At 64.7% G+C, this 12,704-nt stretch carries 18 protein-coding genes; 8 read left to right on the forward strand and 10 right to left on the reverse strand.

From position 1 onward, the window contains the following. Window positions 1-11 precede the first annotated feature (11 nt). The 4 genes from NI26_RS00845 to NI26_RS00855 all read right to left on the reverse strand — a co-directional run bounded on the left by NI26_RS00845 (window position 12) and on the right by NI26_RS00855 (window position 1,753). Window positions 12-224, reverse strand: coding sequence for a hypothetical protein (locus tag NI26_RS00845; protein ID WP_066651446.1), 213 nt, complete (start codon window positions 222-224; stop codon window positions 12-14). 209 nt (window positions 225-433) lie between these two features. Next, on the reverse strand, window positions 434-775 hold the full coding sequence (locus NI26_RS00850; protein ID WP_066651448.1) for a hypothetical protein: 342 nt from the start codon (window positions 773-775) through the stop codon (window positions 434-436). Window positions 776-866: 91 nt separating this feature from the next. Beyond that, window positions 867-1,106, reverse strand: coding sequence for a hypothetical protein (locus NI26_RS16360; protein WP_144411193.1), 240 nt, complete (start codon window positions 1,104-1,106; stop codon window positions 867-869). Then, window positions 1,103-1,753 carry a hypothetical protein gene (locus tag NI26_RS00855; protein ID WP_066651450.1) on the reverse strand — a complete coding sequence of 217 codons (651 nt, stop codon included), beginning with the start codon at window positions 1,751-1,753 and terminating at the stop codon, window positions 1,103-1,105. Before NI26_RS00855 ends, NI26_RS16360 begins: the two co-directional genes overlap by 4 nt. Before the next feature lie 396 nt (window positions 1,754-2,149). Between NI26_RS00855 and NI26_RS00860 the strand changes: the two genes are divergently transcribed. Together NI26_RS00860 and NI26_RS00865 are read left to right on the forward strand one after the other, a co-directional pair. Next, the gene (locus NI26_RS00860) at window positions 2,150-2,338 is read left to right on the forward strand and encodes a hypothetical protein (RefSeq protein WP_066651452.1); all 189 of its coding nucleotides are present in this window, start codon (window positions 2,150-2,152) and stop codon (window positions 2,336-2,338) included. A gap of 36 nt (window positions 2,339-2,374) precedes the next feature. Then, entirely contained in the window at window positions 2,375-2,677 is a 303-nt protein-coding gene (locus NI26_RS00865; protein ID WP_066651454.1) for a hypothetical protein, read from the forward strand. A 51-nt stretch (window positions 2,678-2,728) separates the two neighbouring features. Here the strand turns inward: NI26_RS00865 and NI26_RS00870 are convergent, their stop codons facing one another. Continuing rightward, window positions 2,729-3,079, reverse strand: coding sequence for a histone-like nucleoid-structuring protein Lsr2 (locus NI26_RS00870; RefSeq protein WP_066651456.1), 351 nt, complete (start codon window positions 3,077-3,079; stop codon window positions 2,729-2,731). Window positions 3,080-4,075: 996 nt separating this feature from the next. Here NI26_RS00870 and NI26_RS16365 point away from each other — a divergent pair. Next, window positions 4,076-4,555, forward strand: coding sequence for a hypothetical protein (locus NI26_RS16365; protein ID WP_144411194.1), 480 nt, complete (start codon window positions 4,076-4,078; stop codon window positions 4,553-4,555). Window positions 4,556-5,195: 640 nt separating this feature from the next. Here the strand turns inward: NI26_RS16365 and NI26_RS16370 are convergent. Further along, window positions 5,196-5,450: a hypothetical protein gene (locus NI26_RS16370; RefSeq protein ID WP_144411195.1), complete on the reverse strand. Its 255-nt coding sequence runs from the start codon at window positions 5,448-5,450 to the stop codon at window positions 5,196-5,198. Window positions 5,451-6,291: 841 nt separating this feature from the next. Between NI26_RS16370 and NI26_RS00880 the strand changes: the two genes are divergently transcribed. The 3 genes from NI26_RS00880 to NI26_RS00885 all read left to right on the forward strand — a co-directional run bounded on the left by NI26_RS00880 (window position 6,292) and on the right by NI26_RS00885 (window position 8,624). Beyond that, window positions 6,292-7,383: a tyrosine-type recombinase/integrase gene (locus NI26_RS00880; RefSeq protein ID WP_066651460.1), complete on the forward strand. Its 1,092-nt coding sequence runs from the start codon at window positions 6,292-6,294 to the stop codon at window positions 7,381-7,383. 445 nt (window positions 7,384-7,828) lie between these two features. Further along, window positions 7,829-8,047 carry a DUF4177 domain-containing protein gene (locus tag NI26_RS16375; protein ID WP_144411196.1) on the forward strand — a complete coding sequence of 73 codons (219 nt, stop codon included), beginning with the start codon at window positions 7,829-7,831 and terminating at the stop codon, window positions 8,045-8,047. 1 nt (window position 8,048) lies between these two features. Further along, on the forward strand, window positions 8,049-8,624 hold the full coding sequence (locus NI26_RS00885; RefSeq protein WP_144411197.1) for a hypothetical protein: 576 nt from the start codon (window positions 8,049-8,051) through the stop codon (window positions 8,622-8,624). A 158-nt stretch (window positions 8,625-8,782) separates the two neighbouring features. Here NI26_RS00885 and NI26_RS00890 read toward each other — a convergent pair whose 3' ends face one another. The 3 genes from NI26_RS00890 to NI26_RS00900 all read right to left on the reverse strand — a co-directional run bounded on the left by NI26_RS00890 (window position 8,783) and on the right by NI26_RS00900 (window position 9,838). Continuing rightward, window positions 8,783-9,073, reverse strand: a complete 291-nt coding sequence (locus tag NI26_RS00890) for a hypothetical protein (RefSeq protein ID WP_066651462.1) — start codon at window positions 9,071-9,073, stop codon at window positions 8,783-8,785. Window positions 9,074-9,169: 96 nt separating this feature from the next. Continuing rightward, the gene (locus NI26_RS00895; protein ID WP_066651463.1) at window positions 9,170-9,583 is read right to left on the reverse strand and encodes a hypothetical protein; all 414 of its coding nucleotides are present in this window, start codon (window positions 9,581-9,583) and stop codon (window positions 9,170-9,172) included. 21 nt (window positions 9,584-9,604) lie between these two features. Continuing rightward, window positions 9,605-9,838 (reverse strand): hypothetical protein, encoded by a 234-nt coding sequence (locus NI26_RS00900; RefSeq protein ID WP_139266336.1) that lies wholly within the window; start codon window positions 9,836-9,838, stop codon window positions 9,605-9,607. Window positions 9,839-10,506: 668 nt separating this feature from the next. On the opposite strand from NI26_RS00900, the gene NI26_RS00905 reads away from it, so the two are divergent. Continuing rightward, the gene (locus NI26_RS00905; protein WP_071282834.1) at window positions 10,507-10,821 is read left to right on the forward strand and encodes a hypothetical protein; all 315 of its coding nucleotides are present in this window, start codon (window positions 10,507-10,509) and stop codon (window positions 10,819-10,821) included. Between the two features lie 252 nt (window positions 10,822-11,073). Next, entirely contained in the window at window positions 11,074-11,253 is a 180-nt protein-coding gene (locus NI26_RS16380) for a hypothetical protein (protein WP_139266335.1), read from the forward strand. A gap of 275 nt (window positions 11,254-11,528) precedes the next feature. On the opposite strand, the gene NI26_RS00915 is transcribed toward NI26_RS16380, so the two are convergent. After that, complete coding sequence (locus NI26_RS00915; protein ID WP_066651471.1) at window positions 11,529-12,638, reverse strand: fatty acid desaturase family protein; 1,110 nt, start codon at window positions 12,636-12,638, stop codon at window positions 11,529-11,531. Window positions 12,639-12,704 lie beyond the last annotated feature (66 nt).

The following is a 12,704-nucleotide window of genomic DNA, read 5'->3' on the forward strand; positions in this document are numbered from 1 at the left end:
CGACGACCGCATCACACCTGATCGTTGCGAAGCCGCTGTTCTACTCGGCCGTGGACGATGTCCGTATAGCCAGACCGCTCGATCTCTCGCCGGATGAGGAGTCTGATGGACATGCCGGCATCATGCTGACGGTCCCACCAGTCGAGCACTGAGGTGTCGACCTTCGGGATCGAGATCCGCTTGCGCTCGGACGTGCCGTCCGCGGCTTCCATCTTCGCCATCATGTCCTGTTCCGATCGGGGATTCGCTCCCCAGTCTCCTGTCCTTCTTGGGCGACGTCGACCTGACGGGCCGGACTGATCCTGTTTGGCGCTGACATCTCGAGCGAAGAGAGCCACGGCGGAGAGTGTTGCCACCGAGATCGATCAGGGTCCTTCGTCATGTCAACGGCGTAAGCCGCACACGCCGGCCGACGGTCAGACCCTCTGGCGACCTAGGACATGAGCGTGGACGAGGCAAGCGTTCCCCTGGTCTCGAGGCGGTTCAACTGCTCGATCAGGCGTTCTCGTGAGATCGAGTACAGCCGTGGCTCCTGAATTGCCGAGCCCACGCGGTGAACCACCTCGTAGCCGCGCTTCTCCACGGGAGCGAGGAACATCGCGACACTAGATGGAAGCTCGAAGTACCACGTGTCGTACAATCGCGCCGGCCCGAGGTGGCCGCGTCGCAGCGAAAGCCATCCTCGTAGCACCAGTACTTCGTCGAGTGCGCTGTCCAACCCGAGTTCGTAGTCGTCGTCATCGAATTCAGCATCGATTCCGTCTTCGAAGTTCATCGGTGTTCCTTCTGAGAGTTTGCAGTCGTCATTATGGAGGCCGAGCACAGAGGTGTCGCCGGCCACTGGGGACCGCTTCGCGGTCTCCCGCTTAATCGCCGACGTCGTCAATACCCAGGCGTCGAAGCGCGGGCCCGTACGCCTCGATCTGAGACAGGAAGACAAGCTCGACCCAGTCGGAGATGTTGCCCCGCTCCTCGTCGGTCAGGTGCTCCCAAGAGCCGAAGGTGGCTCTGCCGGATGTCCGCAAATGCCCCGTGACTACTCGAGCGGTTTCTTGGATGTGAACTTGACGAAAATTGATCTCTTCTGAGCTGAGCGATGCGCTCACCAGGCATCCCTGCTATCGATAAGATTCAGGACCGCGGACACCGCGCCGCCCGCCCGTAACCACTGAGAAGGGGGCGTGGCGATGGCCGCCCGCAACGGGTCTTGTGGAGTCGCCATAAACGCCGCGTCGCTCTGCCAACCAGCTCCGTCGGCCTCGAGGGACTCAAAAATCTCTGGAAGGTTGCGAATCGTCTTCGTCGGCGGATTGCGCGGGTCGAACTGCCAGTCGGGGAAACGCAGTTCCTCATTTAGCTTGATAGGAATCAGGTGTCGACTTGCGACTCGGCGAATAAGCTCCTCGTCATCGATCTGGAGGAAGGCTTTCGTCTCGTCAACGGAAAGGGTGGCGCAGACCGAGTTGAGCCACGTCTTAACGATCTTCAGGTGCAGGTCACCCCGGCCGATTGTCCTTGCTTCTTCGCGGATGGGGATCCCCAAGCTGGACGCCACGCCCTCGAGGAGGAGCTTCCAATCGTCGGCGGACAGAGATGGATCGGCTGGCTGCATCGATCGCATGTACTGCGTCAGCGCTTCGACAAGCCATGTGCCGTCAACCTCGAGCCGAGCGACGGCCTGCGCGAAGCGCTCAATCGCCTCCCTTGTTGGCAGGTGCGAGGGAGCGGCTGGCGGCTCTGAGTGACCTTGCATGGGCTGCAGCTTGCACGCTCAAGCCGGGTGCTGTCCAGTGCGCCGAAATTGGTTCTGATCTGGGCTTCTTATTTTCCCCACGTATACGAGGAAAAAACGCTCCGAAGCCATCGAGAGACGCTCCGGTGATCAGCCGCGAGGCGCACTCGTCGACTCACGAGGATTGGCCGGCGGTGCGGTTGCTGTAGCGGCAAGCGCTGGGTCGACCGAATAGCTGCGATAACTGTGATTCTCGTCGGCTTGGATCCGACCCCTTGAAGTGACATGAGGCTGAGCTGTTGCGGCCGAGTGCGGGCCGGGATCGTCCGCTTGGCAGCCCAAGATGTCGCGCGTCCGCAGACGGATGCTCCTGCTGTCGGGGACGCTCGTGGAGGCTCGGGGCCTACCGTCAGCGGTGTGAACGACGACGAGCGTGAGGCCCTGCAGTGGCTCACCGTCGAGGAGCTTGCCGCGCGGCGCAGACGGCTGGTGCGTGACTACGACAGGGAGATCCGAGGAGGACACCCGGAGGCCCAGCGGATCGCGAGCATCGAAGCGGATGCGGAGGCGATTGCGGCCGTTCAGAAGCAGCGCCGCGAACTCTGATCGAACGTATGTTCGATTGAGTGCGATGATGGGGCGATGGGACAGAACCGCAGGCACGGCACCGACGTCTCGCGGAACGCGATCAACGAGTCCCTGACGAGGCCTTCGCCGGTCTCGCTGTCCGAAGACGAGATCGGCCCGATGCCGGTCGTCGACGTCGTCGACGGGGACACCGTGGACGTCTGGCTCAGGTTCGTCGAGGTGCGCGTGCGGGAGCGGGCGGTCGTGACCGGCTACACGGACCGCGCCGTGCGGGTGGAGGTCTCCAGGCGCGACGGCTCGACGTACCGGGTGTGGGTCTGGAGGGGCGCGGTGACCCGCGCAGGGAGGGAGCGCTGAACGAGGCTCGTGGGGCCAGGGCTACGTGAGCACTCCTGGCCCCGCTCGAGATCAGTGCGCCGCGTCGTAGGCGTCGCGGACGCTCTGTGCGATGCGACCGCGGGTGGAGACCTCGTAGCCATTGGCGTTGGCCCACTCGCGGATCTTCGCGAGCTCGTCCGCATTCCCGCGAGGCTTCGAGGCAGACCCGGAAGAAGTGGGTCGAGAAGCGCTCGCGCCGACCTTGCGGGCTGCTGCGATGTAGTCGGAGAACGCCTCGCGGAACTTGTCCGCGTTGTCGTTCGACAGGTCGATCTCGTAGTTGTTGCCGTCGAAGCCGAAGTGCACCGTGGTGCCGGCGCCGTCCTGCAGCTCTTCGTCGGTGAGGTCGTCGACGAGGGTGGTGATGACTTTCTGCGCCATGGTGATTCTCCTATTGCGGGGCTATTGCGCTCTCACTATGACAGATGGTTGATCACTGTGGGAAATGAATAGTCGACGTGCGCGTTTCAGGGCATGTCGATCGAATGCGGCGGGCGAAGCTCGGAGTCGCCGTTGCGGAGGCCGTCGGGTCACCTGCGACTCGGTGGCACTGAATCGCTGCAGCGGGGCGCCGCGGCCTTCGTCGGGCACCGGCGCTCAGGCTCGCCGGTCAGTTCGACCTACTCGAGGGTCTGCACGGACCGGGTGTACCACTTTTGCGTTCAGAAACCGGTACAGGCCCACGAGGCAGCTTTCCCCAGGTCAAACCGGCTTTTGAGGGCTCGTGCAGGTGTGAGTCGTGTACCAGTTCTGAGCCGTGATTTTCGAGAACCGGTACCCCCCGTGAGCCCTACTTCCCTGATTTCTCAAGGAAGTAGAAGGGTAGAGAGGCAGTTTGTACCGGTTGTACCGGTTTCTGCGGACCTCTACGCGCGCATGCGCGCATGCGCGCACACGCACACGCACACGCACACGCATAGAGTTCCCTCGAAAAAGCGGTACAGCTGGTACAGGGCGTGCTTTCCCCTGATCAGATCCGGTTTCAGGCCGTCCTGCGTCGGGTACGCGAAGTGGAACACCGCGAGCCCAGGACCGGTGAGGCGGCCAGGACTCGCCGCCTGAACTGGGCTTTTCGTTGCGTCGTCGAGCGCGAGCGTGTACCGAGAAATCCGGTACAAACCGGTACGAGGAAGAATCCCCCGGGGAGCAGGCGCTCATCGTGGGTTGGTTTGTGTGGTCGACGCCGGCACGGCGTGTTCGCACGGGCTGGGCGCGCCACCCCATGGTGACGTGTCCCGTTGCTCTGGCCGCCGTTGGCGGGTGAGCGCGTCAAGGTGGACTTGCCGCCCTCGGTCTGTCAGCAGCGGATGACTCGCCCAGTCCTCGCGATGTGGAAGATTCCATGAACTGCAGCCCCTGCGCCGCCTCGACGCGCGCGTGCGCTTCGTCGTCGATCGCGACTCGGACGACCTCGACGCCGCTGTCACGAAGTGCCGCGGTCAGCCACGCCTTCGGCCGCAACAGGTACTGCTCGACCTCGACGTCGATGACCGCGATGACGAGCCGCGCCGCCTCGAGCTTCCGGCCAGCCCAGAGGAGCTTGAAGGCGTCCGTCGGGAGCTTTTTCGGCTGCCCGCCTCGAAGCGCGCCGATGTGCGCGTACGCCTCGACGAGGACCCTCCGGTCCTAGGGTGCTCCGTCGAGCTCGACACGGACACCGTCGTCGAACTCGACGCGCGCCGGCGCCAGCAGCATCCCAACGTGCGCCGCGATCGCGGCGATGATCAGCGGCTCGGCGTCGCGCTGAGCGAGGGAGTCGGATGCGTGCGCTGGGCTCTCGGCCGCAGCGTACCGACTGGGGGCCGCCGGCACTGGTCGGTCACGGCGCGGCCGACTGTGGGCCATATTTGGCCGTAGCGGGGCCGCAACGCTCCCTCTCGCTGTCGCTCGCTGGTCGCTGCGGACCGATCCGCCCACCTGCTGACCCACACATGACCGCCAACCGGTCACAGCATGGCCATCCGACGCTGAACGCGTCCGGGTGGCCCTCTTTTCCTTCCATTTGCCGTCGAGGGAGCTTCGGCGGTCGCCTCGCGGCCCAGAGCAGGCCACCCCTGGGCAGCATTTGCCCACAATTGGATCAGCCGTGGCCAGGTACGGGGCACAGAAGCTCGGTGCTGAACGCATCGGCTGAGGCTCCCATCGTGAGGGCGCCCGGTCGCGTGGCTGGATCTGAGCCTGACCTGTTGTCACGAGCCTCGTTCACGTCCACTCCACAGTCGTGCCCGATGGGGCGAAAGGAGAACCGCAGGGCGCCGCTGAAGCGGCGGCAGCGAGGCCCGTCATGGCGTCGTTCCTCCCCCGCGACGATGAGGTTACGGCGCTACGCGAGAGGTCTCCGCGATGCTCCGACCTGCGCTGCTTGCGAGGGCGAAGGCAGCCGCGTGCCCGCGTCTGCGTCGGGGTTGATCAGGTGCTGATCCGCAGGCTCCTCAGCCCCTGGCGTCGCTGCGCTCCATGGGTTGATCCCCGGCGTCACGACGCCCAGAACCGTGGATCAACCCAAACCCCGACTTTCCGGGGCAAACGGATGCCACTTGATCACCACCACCAGGCTTGATCCTTCGGATCTGGTGGTGATCAAGATGAGGCTGATCCATCCGTTTCCCCCGATCACAGCAGCAATCGTGACCTCGATCCGTCGCTGGAGCTCCGGATGCGAGTAGGAGAAGAAAAGGGCATAAGGGGAGGTGACGCCGAGCTGCGTTTCCAGTCCGCTTCGCGACCTGGAACCTTGCTCGTCGGTCGGCACAGCCGACACCTCTTCGGGAGCCCCTGAGACTCTCGCTGCGCTCGGTCTCCGGGTCCCCCTCACCACTCGTCGCTGCGCTCCTCATGGCCCTTACTGCGTCGCTACGCTCCTTGCCCTCCGACGCCCCATCGGGGGCGTCCTTGGGTGCCTTCCGTCGGTGCCGCCCCTCCGCTCCGCTCCCCTACGGACACCGTCGGCTGACCACGCTCTTGCGAGGCGTGGACCCGGAACGGGCAATGGTGCGTCGGTGCTCCTGGCGCTGGCCGACACGATCCGCTGAATGATTTCGGAAATGATTTCAGTGCAGTCGGATCTGAACCCAGAGCGGGCGTCTCACGCGTGCTCAGTGACCTCCGGCGAAGCCCTTGGCTTAGAAGCTGGTTGGTCGCGGGCGCGCTGTCGCAGCCTCAGACGCGTCCGAGGGGCATCGTCAGCTGCTTCATCCGCGTACGTTTGTCACCAACTGGCTGGACGTGTATGGTCTGCTGCAGGTCTGAATGATTGAAAAGGGCCAGAGCCATTGACGGCTCGACGAGCAGGTACGCCAAGCAACCGTTAACAGGTTCGGCTAAACGGCCTCCTCGAAAGCATCGACTTTCGAGGAGTACCCATGTCTAAGGCCGCCCTTAGTCCTTCAGTTCAGACCGGCGACTTGCTCACTCCGGACGCCCTTGCTGCTCGGCTCCACGTGACGACCCGCAACTTGCGCCAGTGGCGTGTCACTGGGGCAGGCCCGCGATTCGTTCGAGTCGGACGATTCCCGCTCTACCGTCCGGAAGCCGTCGAGGCATGGCTTCTCGAGCAGGAGTACGCCAGCACCGCCGACGAACTGCGCTGATCGATGGGAACAGTCAAGTCCTACGAGACGAAGACGCGGGGCAAGCTTTACGAGGTCTGGTACACCAAACCTGATGGGACTCGCGGTCATGACCGCGGCTTCCGCCGCAAGACCGATGCCTTCAACTACCTCAACACTGTCGAGGTGTCGAAGTTGCGAGGTTCCTACGTCGATCCAACGGATGCGCGAGTGACCATCGGCGAGCTCGGGAGAGCCTGGCTCGAGATGCACCGGTTCAAGCTCACCCAAAGTAGCTTCCACTCCGTTGAAAGCTGCTGGCGCGTGCATGTCGAACCAAAGTGGGGCGGGTACGCCGTAGGCCGAGTCACCAAGCGAGACGTCCAAACGTGGCTGAACGAACTCGGGCATTCGCTCTCGCACACCTCGGTGGCGAGGGCACGAGACCTGCTCGCTGGCATCCTCGATGAAGCCGTCGAGGAGAACCGGGTGGTGAAGAATCCTGCGCGCGGCCTCACAGTCAAGAAGAAACCGATCCCCGACGAGGTGTTCCTGACGCATCGGCAGGTCGAGGCGCTGGCTTCGGAGGCCAGGTATGGCGAGCTTGTCCGGCTACTTGCGTACACCGGGCTCCGATGGGGCGAGGCGACTGCCTTGCGGGTTCGTAGCGTTGACCCCGGTCGACGTCGTCTGAACATCCGCGAGGGAGTGACGGAGGTGAACGGTCAACACGTCCTGGGCAGTGTGAAGTCGCATGAGCGGCGCTCCGTCGCATTTCCTGACTTCCTCGACTCGGCTGTTGCCGCGGCCTGTCGAGACAAGCACCCCGACGATCGTCTCTGGTCGTCTTCGGCCGGAGGTTTCCTCCGGCCAGGGCACTCCAGTCAGGGATGGTTCGCGAAGGCCGTCCAGCGGACGATGGCGGCCGACGCAAGCTTCCGTCGAGTCACACCACATGACCTCCGGCATACCGCTGCGTCACTCGCGATCAGCGCTGGTGCCAACGTCAAAGTCGTACAGCGGATGCTGGGCCACAAGTCGGCGAAGGTGACTCTTGACACCTACGCGGCGCTGTTCCCCGACGATCTGGACAACGTTACCTCCGCGTTGAGCCGGCAACGAGCGGAACAGCTGTAGCGGTGGTCGTGCTCGTGGTCGTGGTCGTGGTGGCGGCCGCGTCCGCGGGCGCGACCTCATCCGTCTTGATGCCCGAGCCCCATTGCAGGACACCGTCTCGCATAGGGCACCTTGCCGGAATCAGTTTCGGACCAGCTATCTGAGACAGTCGGAGCCCCGGAAGTACGTGAACGGAGACAGACGACGCTCCGTCTCGGTGAACGACCGGCTACTGAGACGTCACGGAAAAGGCCGCCTTTTCGGATATGGATGCGGGACGGCGACGATCGGCGTGGCGTCGCGATGGACGGTGCGCCCGGCTGATCCTGGTGTCAGCTGCACCCGGGAACCTCGTAATGCTCGCGAACATCGAGGCACAGCGCCAAGACCTCGCGGAGATCCGGGCCGTCGGCAGGGAACGGCGATCGTGCGCCAGGGTTGAGGGTCGCTTCATAGCAGGGCAATCGTGCCCTCCCAGATTGCTACTGTCGACACGAGTCGAGAGGGCATCATGAAGCGCTACGAGTACGTCACTATCAATGTGTCTGGCGATGAGCCGAAGCACGTCGCGGCCTTCAACGAGACCATCAACCGTTACGCGGCAGAGGGATGGACGGTCGCGCAGATGGTTCGCCCGTCCGTCGTCGGTCCACTTGGGGTGCTCTTCGAGCGAGACGAAGCTTAAGGTGGCTCGCACAGAACGCCCTACCCAGGCGATGTACGCCGCGATTGGACGCACGGCGGCGGAGTCGGCCCGGGTCGAGCAGAACCTGCGCGAGTTGTTCGCGCTCTTGATCGAGTCGCCTTACGGCCGGGTGCTCGCGGCGGGCGAGGACATCTCCCGGCTTCAGCAGATGTGCCTACGAGTCGCCCGCTACAACAAGAAGATCGCCGAGGCGCAGCTGGAACAGCTGATCGCGATTGACAGGGCGATCACCGCGGCTCGGCCGCAGCGCAACTTCCTCGTGCACTCGGTCTGGTACCGGATGAAGACGCCCGGTGAGCACTACGGTGAGCGGAGCAGCCGGCCCGCCACCTCCCGAAACGGTGCATCGACGTCAGAGCACGCCGTTTGGACACTCGATGACGCGAGGGAAGTCGCGAACTACTACGAGAAGATCGCGGGGTATTTGGAGCGGTTCATAGACCAGACATTCGAGGGCGTTCGCATTCCGCTGGTGATGAGTCGCGCCCAGGAAGAGAACATCCGGGAGCGTTGGGAGAAGCTCATGGGCGATGCCTGGCAGCTGCCGAGCGACTAAATCAGGTCCTCAGCCTTCGCTCGGCGGCGGCCTGGATGCCCGAGAGAGCCATTCGACGACGGTGGCGAGCGCGACCAGGGCTGATCGCTGCGCACTGGTCGATGCGTTCTCGAACGAGTGTGTCCGAGAGCGGATGCCTGGGCGGACGGTTCTGCGGTCTACAACCCCTTGCGCTTGTTGGTCTCCCAGTAGCCGAGTACCACGTCATCCTCCGGCAGCTCTCGTTCGACGAGCAGCAGCAGACGACGTCCTTGGCGTTCGTGGGAGCGCGCAGCCGCCTCAGTCGGCCAGCCAATTTCGATGCCGTAGTTCTCGTTGAAGTCGCGAGCCCATTCGAGAATCTCGCGCTCAAGTTGGGGCGAGAACGACGGCGTGCCAGCGTCGCAAGGGCCGTCGTCGTCCCACAGCGGCCAGTCGACGCTGTACTCGTTCATCAGCCGGTAGCGCATACCCGCAGGATCGCACAGCAGGCAAAACGCCGTCCGGTGGCCGATCGATCACAGGACAGCTCTGGCGCCGGTTGGAGAGGGCTGGGCGAATCGCTGTCAGCGATGATCGTCTCCGATCTGGGCGACGACGTGGAGATCAACACGGTTGCGACCGGCCCACTGCTGGACGTCGTTTGGTCGTCGGGCGACCAGGAGCTCCTGTACGTGCACGTCGTGAGCTGCGAGGTCGCGCCGGACCCGCGCACCGAATCGGCCGAAGCGCACGATCGTCGCGACCGTCACTGCGCCCGACCCGATGATCAGGACCGGGAAGATCCAGGTCGGACCGATATGCATGAGCCCGAGGGCCCAAGCCAGCGCCCAGATCGTGAGTTGCGCGGGGAACGCGATGGCGAAAGAGAGCTTCCTGCGCGCGATCTCGACGGCGTAGCGATTGCCGAGCAGCGGACGCCACGGTGCGGCGAGACGCTGGATTGCGCCCTTTGGTTGCTGGTATGACACGATGCTCACGCGCGCGGTGTGGCCGGTGGCTTATCGGCCGCTACGATCCGGCGCTCGGAGAGCGCGCATGCTGCGGAACACCCAGATGTACGCAACGACGATGACTGCCGACAGGAGCACGATCACCACCGTCCAGATGAGCCAGTCGGAACGGTCCGGGTCGCCGAGCGCCCCGGAGACGAGCGTGCTGATCGCCATCGCGGGAAACAGCAGGCTGACCCAGATGAAGACCCAGCCCTTGGCGCGCTTCGACATCGTTGCCACACAGCTACAGTCCCATTCGCCTCGGTAGCTGTCGATTCGACGGTACTCAGGGTGATGCTGGCGGTCCCGATGAACCATGGGCCACCGGTCGCCTCGCTGGTCAAGCGGGATTACGTTGCTGATCGTCAAGGCGCCTGTGACGCGGTCGAGGTATCCGTCTCATGCATTCGACTGATCTGAGGTAAGCGGTCACTCGTTCGCATCGCCTGGCTAGTTCGGAGCGGGCGTCCGTCGACAGGTGGTGAAGCTGGAGTGCGTCAGGCCGTCAGCGGACGGCCTGATCTGATCGTCCGCTGCGATGAGCGTGACTCGAATCTGAACACGGGTCGGGCGCAATCGGCATGGCCGACGCCGTACTGGTCCTCGTCACCAGCGGCTGCAGGCTGATCGCTGCGAGGTCGTTGCCAGAAGGATCTTTTGCGAGGTAATCGTTCCCGTGTCGACATCGCGCTAAGGAGCTGACATCGCCCCGCGCGTTTGGGCACCGCGATGACAGTTCCAGCCACCGGTGCGTCTCCTCGGCCCGCGCATGAGGGACACCCGTTGGATGTGCCTCCGGGAGCGGCGCGTACGGTACAGGAGCGTCGTTGGACTGGGCGCGTCGGGGATGATTTTCACGGTCGCCGTCTTCTCAATCCCGCCTTGTCCCGCGGCGAGAGCGGTTGATCGTGCAGTACCTCCATTACGGGCATACCCGCATCCTCGTCACCGACATGGTCGGCAAAGCGGTGCTGGCCTACAGCGCCTCGTTGGCGCAAGCCGCGGTCGCTGACACCGTCGCAGTGCCGACCGTTGATGATGCTGGACTACCGGTGACGGTGCAGGTCATGCTCGCTCCGGCGATCCCGATCCTGTTGGAGCCGGCGCCGGAGGACGCCCTCGAGGACGCAGGCGACCTCGCCGCGCAAGACTTCCTCACGGATGCGCGCTGGAGAATCAGCGCCCTTCCCCCAACCGGTCCCGATGCCCGGGACCGCAGATGAGTAGGCACACCAGAGGTGCCACGAAGAGCTGTAGCGGCTCCCGGGGGACCAGCAAGAAGCCTGTGCACCGTCAGCCCTCGTCTCGTACCGCGCGGTGACGTGACGGTGGTGAACAGCCGATTGCGCGCACCGGCGCTCAGGCGGTCCACTTGCGCGCGCCTGATACGGAGCCGAGCTGCATCGTTGTGCCCGCTGGGCAGGTCATTGGGCAGAGCCCGAGCGGATTGCTGCACATCGGAGATCGGAAGGCCCATGGAAGCTGAGCCGGGAGGAAGCCCGGCCGAGACGATGGCGTTCGTGGTCGGTGCTCTGCGGGCACGAGGTCATGTCGTCGATGCGGACACCACTGACCGCATTGCACGGATCCTCGCCGGCGACCTGACCGCAGAGCGGGCGCGGGCCGAGATCGCTGCGAAGTATCGTCAGCGGTGAACGGCCCGTCAGACCGCCGATCCGAGCCGGTTGTCGCCGTGATGTGGATGGCTGCCGGTTAGGTGCTGGTGGTCCAGCGGTGCCAGGCGTCGATTTGGTCTTGTGCGGCTTCGAGCGAGTGGTGGGTGCCGTGAACGGAGCCATCGAAGGTCACCGCTGTGTAGTCGCCTGCGGCGATGCCGGAGCCGACGACCGCTCCGGCATCGTCCGTCGCAGTCCACAGCTCCGTGTCATGTGAGCTCCAGTGCAACGGTGAGATCCGTTTTCCGCTCACGTCAGTGGATCCGCATCTGCGCGACCATCGGGCAGAAGAACGGGTCGCGGGCGCTGAGACCCACCCGGTTGAGGTACCGCACGACGATCCCGTACGAGCGCAGCAGCGTGGTCTCGGTGTACGGCACGTCGAGGGTGTCGCAGTGGTCCCGCACCAGCAGCCGCGCCTGCCGGAGCGCCGGCCGTGGCATCGAGGGGAACAGGTGGTGCTCGACCTGGAAGTTCAGGCCACCCATCAGGGACGACACCCACCACCCGCCGCGGATGTTGCGCGAGGTCCGGACCTGGCGCGAGAAGAAGTCGACCTTCGCGTCGTGCGCGATCGTCGGCATGCCCTTGTGGTTCGGCGCGAACGAGGCGCCCATCATCACGCCGAACACGGCCAGCTGCACACCCAGGAACGCGCACGCCATCCCGAACGGCAGGAACCAGAACACCACCGTCAGGTAGATGCCGAAGCGGGCGAGGAGCAGGACGCCCTCGAGCCAGCGGTGTCGGACGTCCGCCTTGGTGCCGGTGCCCGTCAGGACCGAGGTCACGGCGTACCGGTGCAGGTTGACGCCCTCGAGCGTCAGCAGCGGGAAGAACAGCCATCCCTGGAAGCGCAGGAACGTCCGCATCAGCGGGCCCTTCGCCGCGGCGGCGTCATCGGGCAGGAAACGGATGCCGTCGGGGGCGATGTCCGGGTCCTTGCCCACGGTGTTCGGGTTGCCGTGGTGACGGGTGTGCTTGTTCATCCACCACGAGTAGCTCAAGCCCACCAGGAAGGTCCCGACCCAGCGGCCCGCGTGGTCGTTCCACTTCTGCGACGCGAACACCTGGCGGTGCGCGGCCTCGTGCGACAAGAACGCGAACTGCGTGAACAGCACGCCAAGCACCCCCGCGACGATCAGCTGGAACCACGAGTCGCCGAGGAACGAGAACGCGACCCACGCCAGGGCGAGGGTGGCGACGAGGCCGCCGAACAGCGACCAGTAGAAGCCGGTGCGGCGACGCAGGAGACCGTGGTCCTTGACCTGCGCGAGCAGCACCGAGTAGGTGGAGGTGCCGGAGCGGCCGCCGTTCCCGGGACGGGTGCGGGTGAAACCGGGGGCGAGCGGGATCGTCGTCATCGAGGACCGACCTTCTGGTGCTGAGCGATCCTTCGACCGGTCCGGAGAGTTCACGCATCCGCGCTT

Origin of the sequence: Curtobacterium sp. MR_MD2014 (assembly GCF_000772085.1) — a bacterium.
In the GTDB taxonomy this organism is placed as follows: domain Bacteria; phylum Actinomycetota; class Actinomycetes; order Actinomycetales; family Microbacteriaceae; genus Curtobacterium.